Consider the following 25,553-nt stretch of genomic DNA (forward strand, 5'->3'; position numbering starts at 1 on the left):
TTCGTGAGGGCCTGCGGGGGCGAAACGCTGCTACGCGACGGAGAGCGCGGTGACCGGCGATACCCGCACCGCACGCCGCGCGGGGGCGGCGGCAGCGACCAGGGCGAGCGCGACGCCGAAGAGCGCGACGCCGGCGATCACGAGCCACGGCACCCCCGGCGCCGCGAACCCGATCTGTGAACCGAGCAGCGACTGCGCGGCCACCCAGCCGTAGAACACGCCGAGCACGATCCCGAACCCGAGCGCCGCGAGCGTCATCTGCGCGCTCTCCGCGACGACCATGCGCCGCACCTGCGACCCGGTGAACCCGAGCGCGCGCAGCAGCCCGAGTTCGCGAGTGCGCTGCAGCACGCTGAGCGACAGCGTGTTCACCATGCCGACCGCGGCGATGATCGCCGAGAAACCGACGAGGCCTGTGAAGATCGCGGTCGTCACGGCGAGCGTCTCGTTCAAGATCGCCGCCATGGCCGGGTCGTTGTCGAACGCGGCGAGCGTCATCGACCGATAGCTCTCGAGCGCGACAGCAAACATGATGACGAGGGTGACGCCGATCACGAGGCCGATCGTCGAGCGCGCGCTGCGCTCGGGGAACCGCACGGCGTTCGCCGCGGCGAGCGAGCCGGTCGGGCCGCGGTCGATGAGCTTGCCGGTGAGCCCCAGCACGGGCGGCATGATGAAGTGGGCGCCGACCGCGATGCCCGTGAACGAGAACAGCCCGCCGAAGAACGACACCATGAGCGCCATCGGGGTGAGCACGCTGAGCGCGATGCCACCGGCGAGCAGCGCGGCGCCGATCACGATCAGGATCCAGGCCCACACCGTCCTTGCACGCCTGCCGCGCGATTCCTCCGGGCGCAGCTCGACCGAGGCGCCCGTCGCCGCGATCGGCGACACCGACCCGACGCGGCGGGATCCCGCCCACGCCGCGGCCCATGTCGTGAGCGTCACGACCGCGACGGCGAGGATCGCGAGCGGGTCGAACAGCGGGTAGTTCGGCCCCTCAGGGAGCCAGCCCCAGCCCGCGCCGAAGTGCACGACACCCGCGATGAGGGCCTCGGCGAGCACGAAACCGATGGCCGCGCCGATCGCCCCCATGAGGAGGCCCTCACCGGCGACGCGTGAGCGGATCCGCGCCGACGTCGACCCGATGAGGCGGTACAGCGCGATCGTGCGGGTGCGCCCCGCAATGATCGTCGCGAACGTGTTCGCGGTGACGATCGCGCCAACGTACAGCGCGATGATGATGAAGATCGCCGACACCATGAGCAAGGTCATACGGAACGTGCCAGAGCCCTCGATGAGTTCGGGGTCGAGGGCGGCGCCCATCACTCCCGTGGTGAGGATGAGGGCGACGGCAAACAGCGTGCTCAGACCCGAGACGACGACGGTTGCGGCGTGCTCGCGCAGCGCGGATCCCTGCGCGGCGCTCATGCTGCGTGCCCTTCAAGGTTCAGCATGGTCGCCGAGATCTCTTCCGCCGTCATCGGGCCGCGGTCGGCGACGATTTGGCCATCGCCGAGGAACACGATGCGATCGGCGTAGCTCGCCGCGATCGGGTCGTGCGTGACCATGACGATGCTCTGGCCCGAGTTTGTCACGGCCGAGCGCAGCAGCTTCAGCACCTCACGCCCGGTGCGGGAGTCGAGGGCGCCCGTCGGCTCATCCGCGAAGATGACGTCGGGCTTCGTCGCGAGGGCGCGGGCGATCGCGACGCGCTGCTGCTGGCCGCCCGAGAGCTCGTGCGGGCGGTGGTCGAGGCGACTCGCGAGGCCGAGCTGGTTCAAGAGGGCGTCGATCCACGCCATCTCCTGCAGGCTCGGCTTCTTGCCGTCGAGCTGGAACGGCAGCATGATGTTGCCGCGCACGTCGAGCGTCGGCACGAGGTTGAAGGCCTGGAAGATGAATCCGATGCGGCGGCGGCGCAGCTTCGTGAGCTCGGCGTCGCCGAGGCCAGAGATCTCGTCGCCGCCGAGCCACACCTGGCCTGCGCTGGGGGTGTCGAGGCCTGCCATGACGTGCATGAGCGTCGACTTGCCCGAGCCCGACGGGCCCATGATTGCGGTGAACTGGCCGCGGCCGACGCCAACGGAGACGTCGTGCAGCGCGACGACCCGCTGCTCGCCCGCCCCGTAGTACTTGCCGAGGTTTGCGACCCCAGCGACGGTCTCAATTGCTGCTGCTTGTGCATTCATACCTCGACGGTACGTCGGCCGGTGGTACTGGCGGATCGCCCTACGGTGCCGCCCGGATGGTACCCGGGTACCGGCTCCGCCGCCGCTCGGGCGCCCCGCTCTCCGCGCCCACTCCCCGCTCCCGGCACCCCGCTCCCGGCTCCCCGCTCCCCGCTCCCACTCAAATGTTCCGTTCACCCCCAAATACTCAAGGAGTTTGGGGTGGAACAGATTATTTGAGTGGGAATGGCGGCCGGGCGAGCGAGCGGGGCCGAGCGGCAGCCCCGGGGCCGAGGCCCCTACCCCGCCACAGTGGCGGGGCGCTTCTTCGGCACGAAGAACGCGAGCACGACCGCGAGCACCGAGCTCGCCGCTGCAACAATGAACGCCACATGGATGCCCTGCGCCGTCGCAGCAGCGGCCTCAGCCCCGGCCACCGCAGCGTTTGATGTGCCGACCGCCATAAGCGTCACGAACATCGCGGTTCCGACCGCGCCCGCGAGCTGCTGCACCGTCGAGAAGATCGCGCTGCCGTGGCTGTAGAGCTCGGGCGCGAGCGACCCGAGCGACGAGGTCATGAGCGGCGTCATCATGAGGGCGATGCCGAGGTTCAGCACGAGCATCGCGACGACGACGAGCCACACGGGGCTCGACGCCCCGAGCTGCATGAACAGCACGAGCGCGGCCGACACGACGAACGCCCCGGGGATGACGAGCGGCCGCGCCCCCACCTTGTCGAACAGCGCGCCGACGAACGGCGCCGCGACGCCCATGAGCAACCCGCCTGGCAGTACCGCGAGGCCGGCCGCGAGCGGGGTGAGTCCGAGCACGTTCTGCATGTAGATCGGCAGCAGGATGAGCGAGCCGAACATCGACAGCATCACGACCGAGATGAGCACGATGCCCACCCAGAATGGGCGCTCTCGGAACGGGCGCAGGTCGAGGAACGCAGCGCCGCGGCGCTGCAGCGCGAGCTGCCGCCAGATGAAGAGCACGAGACCGACAGCGCCCAGCACGATCGGGATCGCGGGCGGCACGGGCGCCCCACCGTCAACCGCCTGCCCGAGGCTGCCAAGCCCGTACACCAGGCCACCGAACGCGACGACGGAGAGCAGCGCCGAGAGCACGTCGAACTTCACGGGGGCGCCCTTCTCCCCCTTCCCGATGAGAAGCCCTCCGACGACGAGCACCACGACAGCAATCGGCAGCACCGAAAGGAAGACCGCGCGCCAGCCGAGCGCAGTGATAAGCATGCCCGAGAAGGTCGGGCCGAGCGCCGGCGCCGCCGACATGACGATTGCGATGAGCCCCATCATGCGCCCACGCCGCTCCTCCGGAATGCGGGTGAGAATCGTCGTCGACAGCAAGGGCATGATGATCGCGGTGCCCGCGGCCTGCGCGATGCGCGCGAACACGAGCATGCCGAACACCGGCGCGAAGGCCGCGGCCGCGGTGCCGAGTGTGAAGAGTCCGAGCGCCGCAACAAAGATCGCGCGCGGCGTGAAGCGCTGCAGCAGGAACCCAGACATCGGAATGACGACCGCCATCACGAGCATGTAGGCCGTAGTGAGCCACTGCCCGGCGGAGGCGCTCACGCCGAACTCGCGCATGAGCGGCGGCAGGGCGACGCCCATCACGGTCTCGTTGAGCACCATGACGAACGCGCCGGCGAGCAGGATCCAGATCAGCGCAGTTCCGCGCCCACCCTGCGCTGCCGGCGCCGCGACGGGCTGCGCGTTTTCGTGTGTGCTTTGACTCAAGGGTCCTCCGAAATCACAATATGACATTGACTGACAAGAGTGTCAGCCTATGTCATATTCGCGCTGTTAACCTGAGAGCATGCCGAAGCCAACGCTCCGCGAGCTCTCTCGCCAGGCCTCCCGCCAGCGGATCGCCGACGTCGCCCTCGAGCTGTTCTTCGAGCGCGGCTACGACGCAACGACGGTGGAAGAGATCGCCACGGCGGCTGGGATGTCCGAGCGCACGTTCTTCCGCTACTTCGCTACGAAGGACGAGGCGTTCTTCTCGACTGCGGCCGAAGACACCGCCGCCGTTGTCGAGATGGTACTGTCGCGCCCGGTATCCGAGGCGCCGTGGGATGCGCTCCAGTACGCGGTCGAGCAGAAACTCAACGAGCTGGATCAGGAGGCGGAGTACGAGCGGAGCCGCCGCTACCAGGCGATCCTTGCGGGCTCCTCAGATCTCACCGCGCACCAGTACGCGCGCATGTCGGAGTCGCAAGATCGGGTTGGCGAGGCGCTGTGGTCGCGCTGGGCAGCGGCGCAGGATCGCGTGATCAGCGAGGCGGAAGAGGCCGACATGCGCCTGGTGCTGCGGGCGCTCGTGGGCTCGATGCTCGGCGTCCTCTCCGAGGTGCTCATGCGCTCGGAAGACCGCACGCCCGAAGCTCGCATGGCGCTCGTGCGCGCGACGCTCGACGCCATCAGGCCCGGGCGCTTAGACATTGGCGGCGCGCCCCGCTAGTCGGCGCGCAGCGTCGACGGGGCTTCGCCAAAGGCTCTCGTAAACGCGAACGAGAAGGCCGCGGGCGAGGCGTAGCCCAGCTCACCCGACACCTCAGTGACGGTGCGGTGGCGCAGCAACGGGATCGCCACGAGCAACCGCGCCCGCGCCCGCCAGGCGGCCGGGCTCATCCCCGTAGCCTCCCGAAACTCACGGCCAAGCGTACGCTCGCCCATGCTCGCGTCGGCCGCCCACTCCGCGTTCGTGACACCGGCGTCGGGCACTGCAATGTACCGCCGGCAGAGCTCGGCGAACGGCGGCTCGGCAGGAATCGGCAGGTGGAGCGGAGCCTCACGCACACGCTCGAGCTCGATGAGGATCAGGTCGAGCATCGCCCGAGCACGCGGCCCATCGGCGCCCGACGCGTCGCCCCCATGAACAACCGCGGGCCTGCCGAGGTCGGCGGCGGCGCGCAGCAGCTCACGCAGCAGCGGGGGCACGTCGACCGCCCGGCACGTCTCGGGCCACCAGGGCACGGCACCGGGCTCAATGTAGAGGCTGTTCGTTTGCACGTCGAGCATGCGCACGCGGTGCTGCGTTCGCGGCGGGATGAGCACAGCCCGCTCCCCCGGCACGGTCCAGGCGCCGTCGGCGGTCTCGACGAGCATGGTGCCGGTGGCGGCGTAGAGCAACTGCGCGCGCCTGTGCTCGTGCCAGTCGAGCAGGTGCCCCGGCGGGTAGTCGGTCGCGATCGGCAGCACCGAGAGGGCCGAGCTGTCGAGCGCCGCGAGGGAGACGTTGCGCATGACACTATGCTAGGCCGAAATTCGAATCCTTATGGCTTTTATTCGATTGTCAGCCCCGATGCCAAGCGCTGAAATGGGATGAGTGAGCATTCTTCTTGTTATTCTCGTCGGCGTCTTCACCGGCGCAACCACGGTCTTGTTCGGGTTCGGGGGCGGGTTCGTCACTGTCCCCGTGATCCTGCTCCTCGATTCCGCGCTCGGCCCCGATGCCGCGGTGACGGCCGTCGCGACCTCGGCGGTGGTGATGGCCGTGAACGCAGCCGTCGCGACGGCGGCGACCCCAAGATCGATCCTGCTGGAACTGCGCGGCACGCTCCCCCTCCTCATGCTGCTCGGCGCCGGAGGGGCGCTCGGCGCGCTCGCGGCGTCCGTCGCGCCTCCGGCGCTGATCCTGTGGGGGTTCGTTGCGTACCTGACGGTGACGATCCTCGATGCGCTGCTGCGGCCCGGGTTTCTCCGCCCACTGCCGGCGCAAAGCGGTCGCGACAACGCCCCGGGTGAGCGCTTCGCGATCCGGGCGGGCCTCGGCGCCCCCATCGGCGCGCTCGCGTCATTCCTCGGCGTCGGCGGCTCGGTCATGACGGTCCCGCTCCTGCGGCGCGCGGGAAAGCCGATGATGGCTGCGGCGGCGCTCGCGAATCCGCTCACGCTCTGCGTCTCAATCCCCGCGCTCGCCGCATTCCTGCTCACCTCGCACGCGTCGCCCGGCGGCGGCGTGCTGTCGGTCGGCGCGGTCGACCTTGGGGCAGCGGCGCTGCTGCTTGTAGGTTCGATCCCGGTCGTCGTGCTCTGGCGCAGGCGCCCACCGCGACTCCCTGACGGGGTGCACGCGTGGGGCTACATCGCGCTGCTCGTGGCCGTTCTCGTAACGGTGCTCGCCCGCACGCTCTGGGGGTAGCGGAGGTCGCGCGATCCCGAACTATATGCGCGGGAATGTAATTCGCGGGGGCGCGTTACACCGAGCATGAGATCATTCGGATTCCTCTCTTTCGGCCACTACGGCCCCGTTCCTGGGTCGCGCGTGCGCACCGCGGGCGACATGCTCAAGCAGACGATCGAGCTTGCCGAGGGCGCCGACGAGATCGGCGTGAACGGCGCCTACGTGCGCGTGCACCACTTCGCGCGCCAGGCCGCGTCGCCGATACCGCTACTCACCGCGATGGCGGCTCGCACGAACCGCATCGAGGTTGGCACCGGCGTCATCGACCTGCGCTACGAAAACCCGCTCTACCTTGCTGAGGAAGCTGCGGCGCTCGACCTCATTTCCGACGGCAGGCTCGCGCTCGGCGTGAGCCGGGGGTCACCCGAGACCGCGCTGCGTGGCTACGAGGCGTTCGGGTATACGGGGTCGCAGGATCCGCGCGGAGCCGACCTCGCGCGCCCGAAGTTCGACCTGTTCCTCCGCGCGATCGAGGGCGAGGCGCTCGTCGAGGCCGACCCGAAGATGTCGCCTCCCGGACGGCTCGCGATCGAACCGCACTCGCCCGGCCTGCGCGAGCGGGTCTGGTGGGGCGCCGGCTCGACCGACACCGCGATCAACGCCGGAAAGATGGGCGTGAACCTGATGAGCTCGACCCTCGTTACCGAGGCGACGGGCGAACCGCTCGGCATTCTGCAGCGCAAGCAGATCGACGCGTTCCGTGAGGCCTATCGGGAAGCCGGCCACACTGGAAAGCCGCGCGTCTCTGTGAGCCGCAGCGTGTTCCCGATCGTCACCGAGCAAGACGAACTCTACTTCGGGCTCCGCGGGGGCGGACCCGGGTCGGAGTCGCAGGATCAGATCGGTGTCATCGACGGGTTCCGCTCGACGTTCGGCAAGACGTACGCAGATACGCCCGACCGGCTCATCGAGCAGCTCAAGGCTGACGAGGCAGTGATGGCGGCTGACACGCTCATGCTGACCATCCCGAACCAGCTCGGGCCCGAGTACAACCTGCATATTCTCGACTCGTTCGCGAAGCACGTTGCGCCCGCGCTCGGCTGGAAGCCGAACACGGAGGGGCCCGCGGAGGGCGACGCGGTCTAGCACCCTGAGTTGCGCGAGGGGACGCCCTCGCGCAACTTCGGGTTTGCACCCTCGCTCTCCCTCGTTAGCCCCGCCCCGCGGCTTGCCGCACGCGATAGGCTCGCTGCGGGTCATTGGCAGACGCTGAGGGGGCATGATGGGCGATGAACGGGGCAGTGCTCTGGGATTCCAGTTCTACGCCGATGGGGCCGATGCGGCCGCTATTGCTAGCCGGCCCGGGCGCGAGCTTGCCGTGATCGGACATCTTCACAGCCCCACAGAGTTCCTCGTTGCCGAGGACACGGCCGATGGCTCCGTCTGGGTACTCGCCGCCGACCTGTCGGCCGAATGGCCGCTCAACGCGAGCCGCTCAGCTTTCGACGCGTGCCTTGCTGCGTTTGGCCGATATCTCGACGCCGGCCCCAGCATTTCCGGCCCCGTGGTCTACTCCGCCGACGAGATGCGGGAGCGACTGGAACGCTTCGCGAGAGGTGAGATCTCGGCCCGCGCTGTGCAGAAGCAACCAGTACCCCACCGGACGCGGCTCAAGCGACTCCGCAGTGAGCTGAAGACGGCCGATCGGTCCGCACTGTCCAGTGACTCCTGGTGGTCGGGCGCACTCGAGAACGCGAAGGACGACCTGCTCTGAGGTGCTCGTGTCAGCGTGCTCTGCCTTGGCCCGCAGCCCAGGCAGACCACCTTTATGAGAGACACAAGCGCTATCGGCGTTCTCACCGGCCCCGCATTATCCTGAGGCAAAGGAGCACGTCTTGAACACAACGTCCATCACTTTGCGACTCTCGCGCGCCGAGGATCTCTACGACCTGCAAGCGTGGGACGAGGCAAGACACAAGTTCGATAGGTACCCGCACGCACTGACCGCAGAGGAAGTTGCAAGGAAGTACCTCTAGTCGAGGCCGACTTTTTGCGCGATCAAGGCGCCGTGCGGTCTTGCTCCGGGATCCTGCCTACGAACCGCTTCGCGCACACGGAGCCCGGCTTTCTCGAGTTCCTCCCCGAGGGCCTCCTCTGACCAAAAGTAGGCAGTAGCCACGGCGTGCGAGAACGGCGTCCTTGCGTCACCGTCGAAGAAACCCAGCAGCACGGTTCCACCGGGCTTGAGGGCTCTCGCGATCGAGGTAAAGGCCGCACCGATCGACGACGGTTCCTCGTGAATGAGCGAGTACCAGGCCAAGACGCCCACAAGACTCCCGTCGCTCACTCCTAGGGTTTCGGCATCTCCCGCGCGAAAACGCGAAGCGCCATAGCGTGCGCGCGCTTCCGCGATGAACGCGGGAACCGGGTCGATCCCGACAATGTCCGAACCGAGCTCGGCGAGGAAGTGTGTCCACTGCCCCGGCCCGCAGCCGACGTCGACAATCGGGCCATCAACGGACTTCGCCCAAGCGGCAACGTAGTCTCGATCTGCCCGAGCGGTGTGCTCGATACCGCCCAACAGCTCGGTGTACTCTGCCGCGCGCCCAGAGTATGCCCTGCGCACGTGTTCCCTCGCCATAAGCCAAATGTAGTAGCTCAGGCGTGAGACCGGTCAAGGATGCTGAAGCATCGGCTAGTGAGCGACTTGTTGCCCATTGGCCCGCTCAATGGCCTCGGCAATCAGCGTTCGCGCCGCCTCGGGATCCGCGACCGATAGGTAGAGCCGGTCAAACGGCGCTCCGCCACGAATTTGGATGAGGAGCGCAGGGCCCAGCCCAGACACGTTCCAGTAGGTGAGCTCGCCCGCGGGGTGAAAACTGCCGCTGCGCTTCAGCCCAGCGTCGAGCCCAGGGCCGCGCCAACCCGTGGCCACACGGAGTGGGCGCTGCTCGACCTCGACAGCCGCAATATCTTCGAGCGCAACGACGATCCGTTTGCGGAACCCCCAAAGCTTGTCGAGCCCCCTCGGAACGACAATAAGCTCATCGCCGACGATCTTGAGATCGTTGCGGTCGGCCATCGCACCTCCAGAGCGTCAGGGTCAGGACGAATTGGCATTCGCCTTGCCTGAGCAGGCTACCGTTCGGGCTCGAACACCGCATCCCGCGGCGACACCATCGCACACAGCACGCCGTACAGCATCGCGCACATCGTCACAAACATCGAGAGTCCCACCTTGGGCTCGCTCCCGTGCTGCAGAGCCTGCGTCATCGTCCAGGATGAGAAGAGCACCGTGCTCAGCGTCGCCGCGATCGACCCCATCAGCCCACGCTGCCACCTGCGGTTGTACTTCCACCGGTCACGCGTGCCCAGAAGGCCAAGCACCGCGCACGCCAAGGTCGCGGCGAGGGCAAGCACGGCAAGAATCCAGCCCGGGTCGCGACGCACCGTCTCGGCGCCGTCCGAGAAAAACACGGCGAGGCCCGTCACCCAGACTCCACTGTTCACGAGCAGGAAGGCTGCGACCGCCACGAGCGGCAGCAGCATAAGGCCTAGGCTCAGCGCCTCGCGCACCCGGGCTGGGCCCCGCCGACGCCCGCCGGGCACCTCAGACGAGTCAGTCGCTGGCCATCCACTCACTTGCGTACCTCCGTGCGCTCCATCCTCGCAGCAACGACCACGTGCGTTCTAGTGCCAACGCCCGAACACCGCGACACCGCGAGCCTGCGAGAATACCTCTTATGACTGTCCGACTGGTTCCGCTCCCTCGGCATGACTTCCCGGCCTGGCTGAGTGCCTCGCAGACCGAGTATGAGGCAGACCTCATCGCCACAGGGGCGACACCAGAGGCCGCAGCAAGTCAGGCCGCGCACAGTCTCGCGTCCGCGTTCCCGGAGGGTCAGCCGTCGCTCACCAACGCGGTATTCAACATCGTCGACGAGACAGACACGGCTGTCGGCTACCTGTGGGTGGGCCGCGACAATTCTGACGATCCGACCGCCTGGTGGATCTGGGACATCGTCGTCGACCCGGCCTTCCGTGGCCGTGGGCTCGGGCGCGAGGGCATGCGGTTGGCAGAAGAGTATGCACGCTCGCAGGGCGCCGCGACGCTCGGGCTCAACGTCTTCGGGTTCAACACGACCGCCAGGGGTCTCTACGAGTCCCTCGGGTACGAAACGACGAGCGTCAAGATGCGCAAGCAGCTCTCAAGCGGCGGCGAACCAGAGCCGCTGGAGAACGGACCCCAGGGCTAGGCTCCGATTGTGACCACCAGCGAGAGCCGCAGCGCAGCACCCGGCCAGAGCCCCATCATCGTCGTCGGGGCGGGAATCGTCGGCGCCGTCGCTGCGCACAGCCTCGCGCAGGCGGGCCACGAAGTCGTCGTCCTCGACGCCGGTCGGCCCGGTCGCGGCACGACGGCAGCATCGTTTGCGTGGGTCGGTGCCGCTAAGAGCCCCGCAGGCTCACAACGGTCACCGCTCCGCTCCCAGGCACGCGCCGACTTCGCCACCCTGCTCGCCGAACTCCCCAGCGCTGGGAGCACCGTCGGCCACCGCGCATACGGGGCGATCTCGTGGGAGGAGACCGACTCGCTCACGCGCGAGTTCGTCGCCGCACACGTGGCCGCGGGGAACCCCATGCGCCTCATCACAGGAGCAGAAGCGCGCGAGCTTGAGCCGACGCTGCGCGACGCACCGGAGGTCGTCGCGTACGCTCCCGACGACGCGGGGGTGGATCCGGTCGCCCTCACCGAGGCACTGCTCGACAGCGCCCGGATGCGCGGTGCAGAGGTCCGACCTGAGACCGCCGTCACTGGACTCGTCGTAGAGCACGGCCGCGTCACTGGCGTCACAACAGCCGACGGTCGACTCACCGGTGCAGGCGTCGTGCTCGCCGCGGGCACTGGTTCCGCCGCGCTCGCCGCAGCGGCCGGCGTCAGCATCGACCTCGCTCCGGCGCCGTGCGCTCTGCTCCGGTTCTCCACCCGACGGCCGATCGTCCGGGGAATTGTGTCGACGCCGGAACTCGAGATCCGGCAGCTCAATGACACGACGCTCCTCGCTGCGGAGGATGTGCCGCCAGGGTTCACCGGCGATCCTGCGCTGCTTGCAGCCCCCGCGCTCGCGGCGATCCGCGCGAGCTTTGACGATGCCGGCGACATCCGGCTCGACGGGGCGGTGATCGCGGATCGCCCGATGCCCAGCGCCGGTGAGCCGCTCGTCGGCCCCGCCCCGGAGCTGCCTGGCTTGTATCTCGCGGTCGCGCACCCCGCGATCATTCTTTCGGGGGCGATCGGGCGGCGGATCGCTGAGGATCACGCGCGACTGCTTCCGTTCGCATAACGACGGTGGCCGATGCCGGCCGAACTCGTGCCCCTCACCGACGTCTCCGGGTAGCTTCGCTGCGGCGAGCGCAGATCTGGATCGGCCGCATGCCCTCCGTAGAATATTCGCATGGTTGAACCGGCTTCCTCGCACATACGTGAGTACACCGAGGCCGACGCAGACGCGACCCTCGCGATCTTCACCGCTGCAGTCATGGAGACTGCGGCAGCAGACTACTCGCCAGAGCAACTTTGGGTGTGGGCGAGGCCTGGAGAGCGCGACCGCACGGGCTGGCACGGTGCCATGTCGGGCCGCGATAGCTTCGTCGCGGTCGCGGGAGCGAAGGTCGTGGGTTTCTCGGATGTGAGCAGCAGTGGCTTCATCGACATGCTGTTCGTTGACCCGGCGTGGGGCGGACGCGGAGTCGCCCGTGCGCTGCTCGCTGAGGCCGAGGGTCGGGCCCGTGCCACGGGAGCGGGCGAACTTGCTGCCGACGTGAGCATCACAGCAAGGCCGGTGTTCGAACGCCTCGGCTTCGAAGCGGAGCGCCCTCAGGAGGTCGTGCGCGACGGCGTTGCGCTCACAAACTTCCGGATGCGTAAGACGCTCTGAGTGCGCCCGCGACGGCGTTACCTCTTTTCGGCCGACGGCGGGCTCCCTCTCGCTGCGTTTCTCACAAACCCCTCAGCGCGCGAGAGACCGTGCGAGCACTTGCCCCGGCCAACCTCCCTCGTCAAAGGTGCTGGTGCGCTCGTACCCGCACGACTCGTAATACCTCACGAGCGCGCCAGTCCCGCCGCCGAAGCAGTCCAGGCGGAGCTCGGTGATACCCATCTCACGTGCACGCTCGTCGGCGAGCGTCATCAGCGCGCGGCCAACGCCCCTGACCCGAGGGTCGCGCGATGCGATGAGCACGCGCACGTACAGTTCTGGGTGCGGCGCGGCAGGTACGTACGGCATTGCGTCCCCGAGCGCAATAAATCCACAGACTGCGCCTGAGCCATCAACCGCCACCCATGCCTCGGGAAGGGCGCAGGCCTCCTCGACGCGGGCGATCTGTCGCTCCTGCGTTGACCACGGTTCAGTGCCCCACTGCTCGGTATTGCCAATCTCAGCAAACCAGGCGATTGCGCCGTCGAACAGTTGGAGTACCGCGGCGGCATCATCGATCGTTGCCCGTCTCATTGTTGGGGTGATCTGCATCATATTGTCCTGTCAGAAGGTCTTGGCGTAGGTCACCGAACGCCCGGTCTCGGCGAACCCGAGTCGGGCATAAAGCGCGTGTGCGCCGGTGGGGCTATCGCTGTCGACGTCAAGTGTTGCCCGATCCATGCCTGCACCACGCATCGCCCGCATAGAGTGTCCAAGGAGCGCGCTCGCGACGCCCCGACCGCGCCAGTCACGCGTTACCCCGAGCTCATCAACGTTGCCGAAGCGGTATCCGCAGGCCTCCCACTCGTCTTCGTCACCTTCGACCGTGATCGCCCCCACAAGTTCGTCTTCGCCATTCTCGAGGGTCGCGATTGCCACCGCGCTCCAGCTCGCACGGAAGTCTTCCGATTGCTGAGCGTCCTCCCACTCTCCGCGTAACGTGGGCTGGCTCCCCCAGTGATCGCGAAACGCATCGTTGATCACCAGGCGCGCCTGCTCCGACCATCGTGCGGTGTAGGGCTCAACCCTCAGTCCGGCCGCAAGCGGCGCCTCGGGCCCCAGCCCGTCAAGGGGGCGTTCCATCTCGATCCACCAGCGCGCGGGAACGAATCCCTCCGCTTCGAACAACGCGCGCTGACCGTCGGCCTGCTCTCCAACGAGCGTGCTGAGCATCGCCGGGAGCCGCAGCTTGGAAGCCGCGAGCTGCTGCCGGCCCCGTGCTTCCTGCCAGCGCAGCAGTCTCGTTCCGAGGCCCCGGCGGCGCCACTCCGGGTGCACTCGCCCATTCACGTGCACGGTGACAATTGCCTCCCCAGTGGCTTCGAGGAACGCCTCGCCATACGCGACGACCGCGCCCTGAGCATTCACGGCGATCAAACTGTCCGTACCAGGGTCGAACCCCGGCGTATCGAAGCGTTCTTCGAGGTCTGCGAGGTCGGTGGTGGCCTCGGGGTCGTCGGACGCGTCGACCGCCCGCTCGAATTCGAGTAGCGCGTCGAGGTCGGTCTGTCGCAGCTCGCGCCAGACGAGGCCGTGCTCTGAGCCGGGGATAACGGGCTCGACCGGCGCACTCACGCGCTCCGAGAGCGGGCCGAGCTCCGCTGAGCCTGCGGCGGGTTCGTTCTTCGTTGTCGAGTTAGCTCGGTGGCTCATGGCCGGGATCCTTTCACGGTAGGGCTGTCGAGGTGATCAAAATGAGCAGCTTTCAGTGGGAGTGACGACGCTTAGGCTTTCCGAACTTGGACGTATGTACAAGTTGCTGCATCGTCAATGCTATTGCAGCCGCACCTGCTGACAGAACAGCGGCGCGTGGTTCCCAGCAACTTCCAGGAAAACAGCGACCGGGCCGCCGATTCCGCGCTCGCCCAAATACACTGGAACCCATGGAATTCGAGCCGCAGCACCACCGCGTTAGCCTCCCCGACGGCCGGGCACTCGCGGGCTCAAGCTGGGGCCCGAAAGACGGTGAGCCCGTGCTGTTCGTCGCGGGCGCCGCGACCGGCAAGTCGATGGCGTTCGGCGAAGACGCGCTCGTCGAGATGGGCGTCCAACTCATCACGATGGACCGGCCCGGCATTGGCGATTCCTCACCCGCGGACGAACGAACGATCGAGTCGACCGCGGCCGACTACCTCGCATTCGTGGCCGGCGTGCTCGGCTCCGACGCCAGCCCGCTTCCCGTCGTCGCGAACTCGCAGGGCGCCATCTTTGGGCTCGCCCTCGCGCTCACGGGTAGCGCCGAACGCCTCGTGCTTGCCTCACCAGCGGACGAGCTCCAGCACCCCGACATCCACGCGCTGCTCCCTCCCGAAGCGACCGCGCTCTCCGATCTCGCAGAGGCCACCCCGGGCGAGGCCGCCGCCGTACTCGCCGGCTTCACCGCACAGGCGATGGAAGAGATGGTCCTCGGCGGTTCGCACGAAAGCGACAGGGCGTTCTACTCGTCGCCCACGTTCCTGCCGAGGTACCGCAATGCGCTCGCGGAGGGGTTCGCGAACGCGGGAGCCGGCTACGTGCAAGACACCGTGCTCGCGATGCGCACCTGGGGCCTCGATCTTCACCGCATCGCCTGCCCCGTGCAGGTGTGGTTCGGCGCGCACGACCTCAGCCACTCCCCCGACCACGGCGCGACCCTCGCCGCGCGCATCCCGGGCGCGACGCGTAAGCTGCGCGAAGACGCGGGCGGCGCGCTGCTCTGGACCCACGGTCGCGAGGTGCTCGCGGCCGCACTCGCCCGGTAGCGGGCCACGAGATCAGGATCGCGACGGCTTCGGCCGGCCGGTCCCTCGCAAGCGGCTGCGCCCCGTGTGGCTAGGCTCGTAGGGTGATTGCAGAGACTCACGGCGATGGCTTCCCCCTCATTACGGTGCACGGATTCGGTGTCGACCACCGCATCATGCTGCCGCTCGAGGAGATGGTCGGAGACACCGGCTGGCGGCGCGTCTACGTTGACCTCCCCTGGGCTGAGGGGGCAACCGACACCGGAGCGGCAACCCCAAAGGAAGTCGCTGACGCCGTGCTCTCCGAGGTTCGCGAAATCGTCAGCGATGAACCCTTCGCGATCATCGGGAACTCGTTTGGCGCAATGGTGGCGCGCCATGTCGCGCACTCCCTCGCGCCGCAGTGCCTGGGGCTCGCGACCCTCGCCGGCGCCTTCGAACTCGACCGCGCGCTGCGTGAGCTCCCGCCGCGCGAGATCCTGATCCACGATGAGCGGGTCCTTGAGCTCGCCGGGGAGGCACGCGCTGAGTTCGAGGAGATGGCCGTGCTGCACACCGAGGCCGCGCTGCGCGGGTTCGAACGGTTCGTGTTGCCCGGCATTCGCGGAGCGAAGCTGCGGGTGCTCGCCCGGCTCAACGCGACCTATACCGACGCCTACGTGCCCGAGCTGGAACACCCGGCACCGTTCACCGCCCCAGCACTGCACGTCTTCGGCAGGCAAGATCACGTCGTCGGGTTCGCTGACGGGCTCGCCGCGGCTGACCACTACCCGCGCGGAACCTTCGCGGTGCTCGACAGCGCGGGCCACAACGTGCACATCGAGCAACCCGAGGCAGTGGGGGCGCTGGTGCGGGAATGGCTATCGCGGGCAGCGAGTCACAGGCTACGCTGACGCACAACGACCGGTCGGGAGCGGGCAGCAATCATCGGGCCGGCCTCGCACGGGCTCCCAGAATGCCCGACGGGGCCCGCGTTCGGTGACCAGAAACGTTCGGATTGTTTTGATTCACCTGGTTTTCTCGTAGAAATCCCCTAGCGTGGAAACGAATGCGCCGGGCGTCCGCCGGGCGGGTGGGGTAGCGACATGAGACAGCGACACGCGAGTGCGTGGGTCGCCGCCGCCCTGGGCGCCCTCTTCATTGCGCTCACTCCGTTCCTCGCCGCCTGCCAGTCGCAGCCCGAGGAGCGGGAAGACACAGGGGCGACCCCCACGCCGCCCGGGCTCGTCGATACGGGAGCCGGCACCGGCGAGAGTGCCGCGATCACCATCCCGCAGTGCGACGCCGTGAACCCGGCCGCCGAGGCCGAACAGACCGACTTTCTTACGTCGTTCGGGCGCGAGCGCATCACCGCGAAGTTCGGCGAGACCGACAGGGCCATGTTCAACGAGTTCGCGACCCCCGGCGCGCTCACGGCGGTGAAATCGGTTGTGCAAGAGCGCAGCTGCAACTGGGTGATCTACCTCGACAGCGTGTACCTCTACCAGCTCACCGCTGAGCTACCGCAGTCTGCAATGCAGCCACTCATCAACGACCTCCGCGGGGCAGACTTCGCCGAGTCCACTCGCGGCCCCGCCACGGTCTTCACGAAGACCATCGCGACGGGCGATATGCGTGGCGCGATCGGCGTCTCCCACTCGTTCGTGGGCGATGTTTGGATCGTTCTCATCGAGAACGCGGCGAACTCCTACGAGCAATCAGCCGTCGACGCGATCCTCGCCGCGAACCCGAGCCTCGCGCGCACCGTGACGACGTCGTGCGTTGACCACGCTGCGAAGCCGGCGATCGAGCGGGCGGCCGCACAGCTCGCAGCAGCGGGAGATCACGGGCACGATGTCCACCGCGCCATCGAGCTTGCGGAGCACACGTTCGACGCGTGCATGCCGCTGTCGTGGGCGCTCCTGCCCGCGTCAGCGGATCGTGATTCGACGGCTGCCCGGGTGCTCCTGTTCCACTACGGCGACTTCGTGGGCTCAGACTCTGACACCGCGCTTGAGGGCACCGTGACCGTCACCCGGGTCTCAAAGTACGCGCTGCGTGCCGACTACCAGTCGGATGCGGGCGATGCGCACTCGACGTTCACGTGGGCCCCAGAGACGAAGTCGGTCGTGCGCGAGGGCGCGCTCCCGCCCACCTAGCTGTAGTGTCCAGGGTCGTTGTTTGATCTGGACTCCGTGACAGAGACGAGAACCTCCGGGCAGAGTGGAGCTGCTACCACTACAGCTCTACACCGGAGGTTCTCGTGTCCCACGCTAACGCAGCCCTGACCCCACGCCAACGACTCCGCATCGCCCGCCTCATCATCAATGAAGGATGGACAGTCGCGCACGCCGCTGACTATTTCCACGTCGCCTGGCCGACCGCTCAGAAATGGGCTCGACGCTACGCCGAGCATGGGATCGCCGGCATGACCGACCGATCCTCTCGCCCGCACGCCCACCCGAACCAGACCCCGCGCCCGATCGTGCGGAAGATCAAGCACCTGCGGATCACGCGCCGACTCGGCCCGGTCGAGATCGGCGGTCTCCTGCAGCTTCCACCCTCCACGGTTCACGCAGTCTTGGTGCGGGAACGGTTGAACCGGCTCTCCCACATCGACCGGAAGACCGGGGAACCAGCCCGCAGGTACGAACACCCGCATCCGGGTTCCCTGATCCATGTCGATGTGAAGAAGCTCGGCAACATTCCTGACGGAGGAGGCTGGCGCACGGTCGGACGAGTCCAGGGTGGGAAGAACCGGGCTGCGACTCCCGGGAAGGAACGGAGCCGTAGGCGTGACGTGCTGATGCGGCACGCCTACGTGCACACCGTGATCGATGACCACTCCCGAGTCGCGTATGCCGAGATCCACGATGACGAGCGGGCCGAGACCGCGATCGGAGTACTCCAGCGGGCCGTGTCCTGGTTCCAAGATCGCGGGGTGCGGGTCGAGCGGGTGCTCTCGGACAACGGATCCGCGTACCGCTCTCACGCCTGGCGTGATGCCTGCAGCGGCTTGGGAATCACACCGAAGTGGACACGCCCGTACCGGCCGCAGACCAACGGGAAAATCGAGCGGTTCCATCGCACCCTCGCGGACGGGTGGGCGTACAGTCGGCACTACTCTTCAGAGCAGGCGAGACGGAAAGCACTTCCCGCGTGGCTGCACTACTACAATCAGCACAGGCCCCACTCGGCCATCGGGCAGCTCCCGCCAGTCGCACGACTATCGAGCAACCTCCCCGGGCAGTACACCTAGCCCGACCGTCTCGGTCAGCCGGCGTAGACCAGCCGAAAGCGTTCGCACAGCACGGGCATTTGGGGCTCGAAGCCTTTGGGGCCCTCTGAGTGCGAGCGCCAGTACCGCTCATGAATCACGCGCCACGAGGCGAGGGTGCGGTCGTCTTCGCCCTCCGCGTGAGCGTGCTCCTCAGACACTTGGTCGAAGGGCACGATCTCAACACGCGTCGTCTCGATCAGGGCTCGGGGGCGCTGCCCGCCGTCAAGGATGATGCTGAGCTCGCCAACCTCAGGCAGCGGGCCTCCCGTCGCTTCATAGTCCCACACTGACGAGGCCGTTCCGGTCTTGATGCCGTCTAGCACGAGCCGAAGCAGGCTGTCGGCGTGCTCAACAGTCGCGCCGAATGCCCACGCCTCAGGGAGCGCGATCGGGAGGCCCGAGACGTTCGCCCGACAGCGTTCCCAGAACTCGGCGACGCTGTGGTCGTCAGCCATGGTGCAAGGTCCTCAGGAGCTAGTCGCCGTCAGCGTCTTCGCCGTCAGCGTCCGAGTCGTGGTCGTCGTCATCCTCAGCGGCATCGTCTGAGTCATCGAGATCATCCTCATCGAGCTCGTCTTCATCAAGGTCGACGCCGTCAAGGGTGTCATCGAAGTCCGCGTAGTCGTTCTCGAGCGCGTCTTCATCGGCCTCGTCGAAGTCTGCGAGTTCTTCTGCCGCCTCCTCCGCGGCCGCGCGCTCGGCCGCGGCTTCCCGAGACTGGCGCGACTGTGCGTCGCGGTACTGTGCGAGGCGTTCCGACCACGGCACCCACTCGGGCGCGAGCATCGCACCCTCGCCTGGCAGCAGCTCGACCTCGAGCACCGTCACCGGAGCATCCTGGTCGACGCGCGCGAGGGCTGCGGCCCAACGCCACCCCGGGTACCCCGCGAGCATGCTCTCGAAGTACAGCGTCACGGTGCGCTCGTCGTGCACCTCGAAGCCGGCGTCACCGCCAATGGTCTTCGGATCGGTGATCTCCTCAAGCGCGGCCTTCGCCTGCGCCCGCGATTCAGCGGTCAAGAGCATCGGGTCGGCGGTCGCGGGAGCGGACTCGGCCGCTTCGGGCTCGGCGGCCTCGACCTCTACGTCTGCCTCAGGGAGCCCTGGATCGATGTTCGGCTCAGACATCGAAGTCATCCGCAACTCGGCGCAGCATCGTCGCGACCTGGCGCGACGCCTGCCGTTCGGGGTACTGGCCGCCCTTGAGCTTGCCGCCAACACTGTCGAGGAGCTTCACGAGATCTTCAATGATCAACGCCATCTCGTCGGCAGACTTCCGGCTGCGCTTCGCGAGGAGCGGAGTATCGATGACGCGGACGGACAGCGCCTGAGGGCCGCGCCGGCCCTCGCCCACGCTGTACTCAAGCCGGCTACCGGCCCGCACCTCGACGCCATCGGGAATCACCGAGGCGTGCAGGTACACCTGCTGACCGTCCTCGCCCTGGATGAACCCGAAGCCCTTGTCCTCGTCGTAGAACCTGACCTTGCCGTTCGGCATGTCTCGCCCTTTCCCTTCGCGGCTCGTACCGCAGCGGCCCACTGGCCGAAGTATGTGAGCGCGGCCGTCTCGCCACGCGTTGACTAGCAGTCTAGCCGTTCTGCCCTCTGAGACTGTGCGAAATCACAGAGCTGGGCTGTCACACACCGGCGAGCGCTAAACTCGGTGGAATGAGCACCGAAGAAACCAGCAACCCGTCGCTCTTCGAGCGGATCCTCGCGTGGGCAACAGTCTCCATCATTGTTGTCGCCCTCGGTTCCTTCTTCGCGACGCTCATCGTCGGCATGAGCAACCGTCAGGCTGTCGCAGAGGGCTTCTGGCCTGTCGTCTACGGCATCTCGCTGTTCGCCCTCCCCGCTGGCTTCGTCCTCCTCATCATCTTGCTGGTGCTCGCGCAGCGCCGCCGCAGCCGAGACGCTCGCCGCGGAACCAACTAGCGGGGTTCGCCCGTGAGCGGCACACTCGCGCTTTCCTCGCTCATCGCCTCGCTCGATCGGGCGGGGCTGACGTCGCTCGTGCGCTCCCGGCGCGTGGCCGCGCCTGGGTCAGTGCACGATCCGCTTGACCTCGCCGCCGAGCTGCTCAAGCCAGAGTCAATCTCACAGGCGCTCACGCTGTTGCCGTGGGAGGATCTCGCGCGGCTGATCGGCGCGGAAGAGGGCGGTGGCGCGAACGTGTCCGGATCCCTCGCCGCCGAGCGACTGCGCGGGCGAGGTTTGCTCGGCGCGGGCGACGTGGCGCTCCCCGAGGTGAGTGCGGCGCTCGAGTCGCTGCTCGCGGCGCGCGGGCTCACGCGTCGCGAAGTGCTTGACGGCGACCCGGGAGAGGGCTTCCCGGCAGCCCCAGAGGGGTCGGACACCTCCTCCTGGTTCGCCGCCGCACTCACGGCGACGGGCCAGACGGCGTGGATTCTCCGTGAGCTCGAGCGCTCACCGGCGAAGCTGAACCGGAACGGCGACGTTGCCTCGGCGTGGCTGCGCGCGGTTGAGGATCGGCTCGCGATCCCGCACCCCGCTGACCTCGTCACGCTCGTGCGCGCCGCAGACCTCGCGTTCCCGGCTGACGGGGTGTGCGTCTCCACCGGCGCGAACTGGCTCCGGGCCGAGCATGAGGAGCGCTGGCTCCTGCTCGCCCGCGCCGCCGTCTCACTCATGCCCGTGCAACTGTTGGAGATGCTCGCTGGGCTGCGCCCAGGAACCGCGATCCCGCCCGTCATCGGGCGATTCCCTGCGCGCTTTCCGCTTGCGACGGAGACGACGTTCACGGCGATCGAGCACACCGCCGCGCTCTGGGAGCGGATCGGCCTGACCGTCGCAGGGTCGGTGAGCGATGTCGGGGCCACCGTGATCCTCAACGAGCTGTCGCAATTGCCCGCCGCCGCGGCCGACGATACCGCTGTGGGTATCGAGCTCGGGTTCCCCGACCCCGCCGCTGGGATCTACATTCAGCCAGACCTTTCGGTCATCGTCCCCGGCACGCTCGGCGCGGACGACGAGGCGGCACTCGCGGCGATCGCGCTGCCCGAGCAGCTCGGGGTCGCTTCGACGCTGCGCATTTCGGAGGCGACGCTCTCCGAGGCGTTCCACCGGGGCCTGAGCGGCGACGACATTCGCGAGCTCATCGGCGGGCTCGCCCTCACCGGCATCCCTCAGCCCGTCGACTACCTCATCACCGCTCTGAGTGAGCGGGCCGGGAGCATCGTTGTTCGCCCCTTCCTGAGCGAGCAGTGGCGCAGCCGCGTCACGTTCGCCCGCCCCGAGCTGCGCTCGACGGTGCTCGTCGACAGGAGGCTCGCCCACCTGCAATTGCACGAGCCGGGCCCAGGTACAGATGTTGGCTTCGACCCCTCCGACGACCCAGCAGACCTCGCGGCGCCCTCGCTCCTCTCGCGGCTACGCGCCGACCACGTGCTCGCGGCCCTGCTCGACGCGCGCTACCCCGCCCGCGGCGCGGAGGGCCTCGTCGCCCAGCAGGATCCTGAGGCGCCGACGTCTGCGCTTCGCCCGAGTGGTGCACGCCGGGCGGCTGAGGCTCCGGGCCCCGCCGAACGGCAAGCCACGGCTGCGGAGGAGCTCATCGAGCGGGTGCTCGATTCGGCGAGCGACGGCCCGACCGACACGAGCAGGCTCATTACGCTCGCGATTCGCGACCGCACCAGGCTCAGCGTGACTGTCGAGATCCGCGGGGAGACGCGCACGTTCGCCATTGTGCCGGTGTCGCTCGCTGGCGGCCGCATGCGCGCGCTCGACGAGACCGCTGGCGTCGAACGGACACTGCCGCTCGACGCGATCACCGAGATCAGCCAGCTCGCGTAGCTGAGGCGCCGTTTTCCACGGCTTCCCCCCGCGCTGCTCCCGCGGCTAGATCACGCGGTCGTTGCCACCGTCGACGCTCAGGTGTGCGCCGGTCGTTGCTGGGAACCGCTCGCAGAAAGCGACGACCGCCTCGGCGACCGTGGTGCTGCGCACCTCAGTTCGCAGCAGGTTGCGGGTGCGGTACTCCTCCACGCTCAGGCCGTAGTTCGCGGCGCGCGCCGCGAGCAATTCCGGGGTCCAGATCGCGGTGTCAAATACGGCGTCGGGTTCGACCTGGTTCACCCGAATGCCGTCGGCGGCCCATTCGAGCGCCGCGACGCGAGCGAGCTGTGCGGCAGCCGTCTTGCTCGCCGAGTACGCGGCGACACCGGGGCCGGGAGCGGCGACGTTCTTCGTCGACACGAGCACGACGCGGCCCCCGCTGGGCGCAAGGGCGAGCACGGGATGCACCGCTCGGAAGAGCCGCGCAACTGCCGTGACATTGACGCGGAAGGCGCGATCCCACACCTCGTCATCGAGCTCCGCAAGCACCTGGCTCGGCGGGAAGATCCCCGCTGCGACGACGACCATGTCGACGCCGCCGAACTCGCGTACCGCGGTCGCGATCGCCTCGTCGATGGTTTCTGGCGCGCTCACGTCGCCCGTAACGCCGCGCCACGCATCACTGTCGCTGAGCGTGGCGACCTCGGCGTTCAGGTCGACCCCGACGACCGCGGCCCCCTGCGCGAGCAGCAGCTCGGCGATGGCCCGGCCGATGCCCGACGCGGCGCCCGTGACAAGCGCCACCTCTCCCCCGAGCGGCTTCGCCTGCTTCCCGGCGAGCTTCGCCTGCTCGAGCGTCCAGTACTCGATGTCGAACGACTCAGCCTCCGAGATCGAGCCGTACGTGCCGATCGCGTCGGCTGCGTCGATCACGTCGAGCGTGTGCAGCGCGATGTCGCCGGCGACCCCAAGTTCTTTGGTCGTCGCGCCGGTCACCAGCAGCCCGAGCTCGGGGTCGAGCACAACGCGAGGGGCGGGGTGCAGCGGCGACACCCTCGGGTTCGCCCGCGCGGCGTGCCGCTCGAAGTAGGCGCGGTACTCGGCCGCGTACGCCTCGACGTCGCGGCCGACCATCGGGGTGCGCTTCGTGTGGATGACGTGCTCGGGGGTCGCGGTGCCGCGACTCGTGAGCTGGCGGGCCTCTGGGCGGGCCGCGAACTCCGCGCCGCGAGCGGAGCGGGTCTGCCGCACGAGCATGGGGGTTCCGGCCGCCCGAGACACGTCTCTGCGCAGCGTCGCGAGCTCTGCGGCGGTGCCTGTGGCTGGCGCCCGCGTTCCGGGGTCGCCCCACGTGCCGACGCCGAGGCTCGCCTCAGCGAGCGCCACAAGCTCGCGGTGCCGCGCGAACGCCGCGTCGGCGTCGTCAGCGAAGGTGAAGAGCCCGTGGTTGCGCAGCACCACCGCGTCGACGCCCGACACGTCGCTGTCGGCGATGAGCCGCGCGAGTGGAAAACCGGGCATGACGTAGGGCAGCACGAGCACGCGCTCCCCCAGCACGGCGAGAATCTCGGCGTCGGTAAGACCGCTGTTTGTGAGCGTGACGATCGCGTTCGCGTGCGAGTGCAGCACGGCCTTCCCCGGAAGGTAGGCGTGGAGCAGCGCTTCGATCGATGCCGTCGGCGCGGCCGCGTCGAGTGAGGCCTGACGCAGCTCGTTCACCATGGTCACATCGTCGAGCTCGGTGAGGGTGAGGAGTTCCGCAAGCCGGTCGCGGCGCAGCGGGGCGAAGCCCGGTGCCTCGATCGTGCCGAGGTCCCACCCGCTGCCCTTGACGAGCACAAGGTCGACGGGTGCTCCGGTGACGTCGGTGCCCGTGGTCTTGATCGACGTGTTGCCACCGCCGTGAAGCACGAGCGACGGTTCGCCACCGAGCTCTCGGCTGACGCGGACGATGTCGTCGAGGTCGCGCTGCAGTTCGGTTGTCACTTGTATTCCTCCCAGACGGGTCCCATTGCGGTGATGATGCGGTCGAACATCGCGGCCTGTGCGGCGTACTGTTCTTGTTCGGGGCCGGGCTCGACGACAAGCTCGGGGTCGGGTTCGACCCGCCACGCAGTCATGTCGCAGCCGATACCGGTCGCCGCGAGCGAGGCCACCCCGCGCGCCCCAAGTTCGGTACCGAGCTGCCTGCGCATCGGGTGCCCGACAACGTCGGCAAACATCTGCGCCCACTCGGGGTTCTTCGCGCCACCGCCGGCGAGGGTCCAGGGCTCCTCGCTGAGTTCGGCGTCGCTGCTCGTCACCTTCTCGATCTGCACACGGTGGTACTGCGTGATGCCCTCGGCGACCGCGCGCGCGACGTGCGCGTACCCGTGGCTGCCCTTGATTCCGAGCAGCGTGCCCGACGCACCAAGGTGCTCGGGGGCGCCGTGGATGAACGGAAGAAAGATCAGCCCGTCGGCGAGCGGCGGGACGTTGCCCGCCGCCTCAAGGAGCTCTCGCGGCGTGACGGGGCCAGCCGCGCGATCACCGAGCACGTTGGCCGCCCACTCAATGCTCGCCGCTGATGTCGGTGCGACCTCCATCGCGAGCATGAAGCGCGGGTCGGGAAGCAGCGCATTGATGGTCACCCTCGGTGGCTGGGCGTTCGCCGGCACCACAACGCTGTTGATGGCCCACGTACCGACGATGACCGTGACGTCACCGCTCTCGGTCGATCCTGCGCCGAGCGGGCTCGCCACGCAGTCCATGCAGCCGGCGACGACGGGAACGCCCTCGGGCAGGCCCGTCAGCGCGGCGGCTTCGGCAGTCACAGCCCCGACAACCGCGTCAGACGGGTGCAGCTCGGGCAGCAACCGCATGAGGTCTCGCGGCACCCCGAGCATGTCGAAGACGGCCGGCTCATACTCGCGGGTGCGGAGGTTCACAAGCCCACACCCCGACGAGTCAGACAGGTCGGCGCTGGGCGCGCCGGTGAGGCAGACGGTGATCCAGTCTTTGCAGGTGAGCGCCCATGCAGCTGCGTCGAGCGTCTCGGGCTCGTTGTCGTGCAGCCACCGCAGCAGCACCCCCGGCTGCGCAGCCCAAGGGATTGAGCCGCTGATCTGGCGCACCGACTCGACGCACTCGGGGTCGAGCTCGGCGACGATCCGCTCGGCGCGGCTGTCGGTCGACGCGATCGCGGTGCGCACCGGCGCGAGCTGCTCGTCGACGAGGTAGAGCCCGTTGCCGTGGCCCGTGGCACCGATGCCGCGCACGACCCAGCCGTCACGGGCGAGCCCGCCCTGCAGTTCGCGCAGCACGCCCGCGACGACGTCCCAGAGCGCACGCATGTCGATTTCCTGGCGCTCCCGCGAGACGGCGACGCGGGGGTTCGGTGCCGACACCGTCGCGATCTCGCGGCCCGCTTCGTCGAAGGCTGCCGCCTTCGCACTCGTGAGCCCGACGTCAATTCCGATGACACAGGTCTTCATCGTTCTCC

28 protein-coding genes are annotated in these 25,553 nt (G+C 68.2%); 14 read left to right on the forward strand and 14 right to left on the reverse strand.

Annotated elements, in window-relative coordinates; translation table 11 throughout:
- Nucleotides 1-30 precede the first annotated feature (30 nt).
- From FB468_RS07825 to FB468_RS07835, 3 genes are all read right to left on the reverse strand, one after another.
- Nucleotides 31-1,431 (reverse strand): ABC transporter permease, encoded by a 1,401-nt coding sequence (locus tag FB468_RS07825; RefSeq protein ID WP_141886840.1) that lies wholly within the window; start codon nt 1,429-1,431, stop codon nt 31-33.
- On the reverse strand, nt 1,428-2,192 hold the full coding sequence (locus FB468_RS07830) for an ABC transporter ATP-binding protein (RefSeq protein WP_141886841.1): 765 nt from the start codon (nt 2,190-2,192) through the stop codon (nt 1,428-1,430). Before FB468_RS07830 ends, FB468_RS07825 begins: the two co-directional genes overlap by 4 nt.
- 278 nt (nt 2,193-2,470) lie before the next feature.
- A complete protein-coding gene (locus FB468_RS07835; protein ID WP_246055804.1) occupies nt 2,471-3,931 on the reverse strand; it encodes an MDR family MFS transporter in 1,461 nt (486 codons plus the stop codon).
- A 79-nt stretch (nt 3,932-4,010) separates the two neighbouring features.
- Here FB468_RS07835 and FB468_RS07840 point away from each other — a divergent pair, with 79 nt between their 5' ends.
- Nucleotides 4,011-4,655, forward strand: a complete 645-nt coding sequence (locus FB468_RS07840) for a TetR/AcrR family transcriptional regulator (protein WP_141886843.1) — start codon at nt 4,011-4,013, stop codon at nt 4,653-4,655.
- Here FB468_RS07840 and FB468_RS07845 read toward each other — a convergent pair.
- Nucleotides 4,652-5,440 carry an AraC family transcriptional regulator gene (locus FB468_RS07845; RefSeq protein WP_141886844.1) on the reverse strand — a complete coding sequence of 263 codons (789 nt, stop codon included), beginning with the start codon at nt 5,438-5,440 and terminating at the stop codon, nt 4,652-4,654. The two genes, FB468_RS07840 and FB468_RS07845, sit on opposite strands and share 4 nt — an antisense overlap.
- Nucleotides 5,441-5,522: 82 nt before the next feature.
- Here FB468_RS07845 and FB468_RS07850 point away from each other — a divergent pair, with 82 nt between their 5' ends.
- The 4 genes from FB468_RS07850 to FB468_RS17105 all read left to right on the forward strand — a co-directional run bounded on the left by FB468_RS07850 (nt 5,523) and on the right by FB468_RS17105 (nt 8,356).
- A complete protein-coding gene (locus FB468_RS07850; RefSeq protein ID WP_211359104.1) occupies nt 5,523-6,338 on the forward strand; it encodes a sulfite exporter TauE/SafE family protein in 816 nt (271 codons plus the stop codon).
- Between the two features lie 66 nt (nt 6,339-6,404).
- On the forward strand, nt 6,405-7,466 hold the full coding sequence (locus FB468_RS07855; RefSeq protein WP_141886845.1) for an LLM class flavin-dependent oxidoreductase: 1,062 nt from the start codon (nt 6,405-6,407) through the stop codon (nt 7,464-7,466).
- A 136-nt stretch (nt 7,467-7,602) separates the two neighbouring features.
- A complete protein-coding gene (locus FB468_RS07860; RefSeq protein ID WP_170219663.1) occupies nt 7,603-8,094 on the forward strand; it encodes an SUKH-4 family immunity protein in 492 nt (163 codons plus the stop codon).
- Nucleotides 8,095-8,215: 121 nt separating this feature from the next.
- Nucleotides 8,216-8,356: a hypothetical protein gene (locus tag FB468_RS17105; protein WP_170219664.1), complete on the forward strand. Its 141-nt coding sequence runs from the start codon at nt 8,216-8,218 to the stop codon at nt 8,354-8,356.
- On the opposite strand, the gene FB468_RS07865 is transcribed toward FB468_RS17105, so the two are convergent.
- From FB468_RS07865 to FB468_RS07875, 3 genes are read right to left on the reverse strand one after another with little or no spacing between them, the layout of a single operon-like run.
- Nucleotides 8,353-8,961 (reverse strand): class I SAM-dependent methyltransferase, encoded by a 609-nt coding sequence (locus FB468_RS07865; RefSeq protein ID WP_141886847.1) that lies wholly within the window; start codon nt 8,959-8,961, stop codon nt 8,353-8,355. The two genes, FB468_RS17105 and FB468_RS07865, sit on opposite strands and share 4 nt — an antisense overlap.
- Nucleotides 8,962-9,015: 54 nt before the next feature.
- The gene (locus FB468_RS07870; protein ID WP_141886848.1) at nt 9,016-9,402 is read right to left on the reverse strand and encodes a hypothetical protein; all 387 of its coding nucleotides are present in this window, start codon (nt 9,400-9,402) and stop codon (nt 9,016-9,018) included.
- Between the two features lie 56 nt (nt 9,403-9,458).
- Entirely contained in the window at nt 9,459-9,962 is a 504-nt protein-coding gene (locus FB468_RS07875; RefSeq protein ID WP_141886849.1) for a hypothetical protein, read from the reverse strand.
- 101 nt (nt 9,963-10,063) lie between these two features.
- Here FB468_RS07875 and FB468_RS07880 point away from each other — a divergent pair, with 101 nt between their 5' ends.
- The 3 genes from FB468_RS07880 (at nt 10,064) to FB468_RS07890 (ending at nt 12,259) form a co-directional block, all read left to right on the forward strand.
- Nucleotides 10,064-10,576: a GNAT family N-acetyltransferase gene (locus FB468_RS07880; RefSeq protein ID WP_141886850.1), complete on the forward strand. Its 513-nt coding sequence runs from the start codon at nt 10,064-10,066 to the stop codon at nt 10,574-10,576.
- 9 nt (nt 10,577-10,585) lie between these two features.
- On the forward strand, nt 10,586-11,665 hold the full coding sequence (locus FB468_RS07885; protein ID WP_141886851.1) for an NAD(P)/FAD-dependent oxidoreductase: 1,080 nt from the start codon (nt 10,586-10,588) through the stop codon (nt 11,663-11,665).
- Between the two features lie 111 nt (nt 11,666-11,776).
- On the forward strand, nt 11,777-12,259 hold the full coding sequence (locus tag FB468_RS07890) for a GNAT family N-acetyltransferase (protein WP_141886852.1): 483 nt from the start codon (nt 11,777-11,779) through the stop codon (nt 12,257-12,259).
- 72 nt (nt 12,260-12,331) lie between these two features.
- On the opposite strand, the gene FB468_RS07895 is transcribed toward FB468_RS07890, so the two are convergent.
- Together FB468_RS07895 and FB468_RS07900 are read right to left on the reverse strand one after the other, a co-directional pair.
- The gene (locus tag FB468_RS07895) at nt 12,332-12,850 is read right to left on the reverse strand and encodes a GNAT family N-acetyltransferase (protein ID WP_211359105.1); all 519 of its coding nucleotides are present in this window, start codon (nt 12,848-12,850) and stop codon (nt 12,332-12,334) included.
- A gap of 12 nt (nt 12,851-12,862) precedes the next feature.
- On the reverse strand, nt 12,863-13,951 hold the full coding sequence (locus FB468_RS07900) for a GNAT family N-acetyltransferase (protein WP_141886854.1): 1,089 nt from the start codon (nt 13,949-13,951) through the stop codon (nt 12,863-12,865).
- A 230-nt stretch (nt 13,952-14,181) separates the two neighbouring features.
- On the opposite strand from FB468_RS07900, the gene FB468_RS07905 reads away from it, so the two are divergent.
- The 4 genes from FB468_RS07905 (at nt 14,182) to FB468_RS07920 (ending at nt 18,256) form a co-directional block, all read left to right on the forward strand.
- Nucleotides 14,182-15,039 (forward strand): alpha/beta fold hydrolase, encoded by an 858-nt coding sequence (locus FB468_RS07905; RefSeq protein ID WP_141886855.1) that lies wholly within the window; start codon nt 14,182-14,184, stop codon nt 15,037-15,039.
- 83 nt (nt 15,040-15,122) lie between these two features.
- Nucleotides 15,123-15,911: an alpha/beta fold hydrolase gene (locus FB468_RS07910; RefSeq protein ID WP_141886856.1), complete on the forward strand. Its 789-nt coding sequence runs from the start codon at nt 15,123-15,125 to the stop codon at nt 15,909-15,911.
- 192 nt (nt 15,912-16,103) lie between these two features.
- Entirely contained in the window at nt 16,104-17,156 is a 1,053-nt protein-coding gene (locus tag FB468_RS07915; protein WP_141886857.1) for an LppP/LprE family lipoprotein, read from the forward strand.
- 104 nt (nt 17,157-17,260) lie between these two features.
- Complete coding sequence (locus FB468_RS07920) at nt 17,261-18,256, forward strand: IS481 family transposase (protein ID WP_141886858.1); 996 nt, start codon at nt 17,261-17,263, stop codon at nt 18,254-18,256.
- A 14-nt stretch (nt 18,257-18,270) separates the two neighbouring features.
- On the opposite strand, the gene FB468_RS07925 is transcribed toward FB468_RS07920, so the two are convergent.
- From FB468_RS07925 to FB468_RS07935, 3 genes are read right to left on the reverse strand one after another with little or no spacing between them, the layout of a single operon-like run.
- A complete protein-coding gene (locus tag FB468_RS07925) occupies nt 18,271-18,732 on the reverse strand; it encodes an ASCH domain-containing protein (protein ID WP_141886859.1) in 462 nt (153 codons plus the stop codon).
- A 19-nt stretch (nt 18,733-18,751) separates the two neighbouring features.
- Nucleotides 18,752-19,405, reverse strand: a complete 654-nt coding sequence (locus FB468_RS07930; protein WP_141886860.1) for a DUF3027 domain-containing protein — start codon at nt 19,403-19,405, stop codon at nt 18,752-18,754.
- Nucleotides 19,398-19,775: a cold-shock protein gene (locus tag FB468_RS07935; protein WP_141886861.1), complete on the reverse strand. Its 378-nt coding sequence runs from the start codon at nt 19,773-19,775 to the stop codon at nt 19,398-19,400. Before FB468_RS07935 ends, FB468_RS07930 begins: the two co-directional genes overlap by 8 nt.
- A gap of 170 nt (nt 19,776-19,945) precedes the next feature.
- On the opposite strand from FB468_RS07935, the gene FB468_RS07940 reads away from it, so the two are divergent.
- Both FB468_RS07940 and FB468_RS07945 read left to right on the forward strand, forming a co-directional pair.
- Entirely contained in the window at nt 19,946-20,212 is a 267-nt protein-coding gene (locus FB468_RS07940) for a hypothetical protein (protein WP_141886862.1), read from the forward strand.
- Nucleotides 20,213-20,224: 12 nt separating this feature from the next.
- Nucleotides 20,225-22,090 carry a helicase-associated domain-containing protein gene (locus FB468_RS07945; RefSeq protein WP_141886863.1) on the forward strand — a complete coding sequence of 622 codons (1,866 nt, stop codon included), beginning with the start codon at nt 20,225-20,227 and terminating at the stop codon, nt 22,088-22,090.
- Between the two features lie 45 nt (nt 22,091-22,135).
- Here FB468_RS07945 and FB468_RS07950 read toward each other — a convergent pair whose 3' ends face one another.
- Nucleotides 22,136-24,058: an SDR family NAD(P)-dependent oxidoreductase gene (locus FB468_RS07950; RefSeq protein ID WP_211359106.1), complete on the reverse strand. Its 1,923-nt coding sequence runs from the start codon at nt 24,056-24,058 to the stop codon at nt 22,136-22,138.
- Nucleotides 24,055-25,545, reverse strand: a complete 1,491-nt coding sequence (locus tag FB468_RS07955) for an FGGY-family carbohydrate kinase (protein ID WP_141886864.1) — start codon at nt 25,543-25,545, stop codon at nt 24,055-24,057. The genes FB468_RS07950 and FB468_RS07955 overlap by 4 nt, the downstream gene beginning before the upstream one ends.
- Nucleotides 25,546-25,553: the final 8 nt, after the last annotated feature.

Source organism: Leucobacter komagatae (genome assembly GCF_006716085.1).
In the GTDB taxonomy this organism is placed as follows: Bacteria; Actinomycetota; Actinomycetes; order Actinomycetales; family Microbacteriaceae; genus Leucobacter; species Leucobacter komagatae.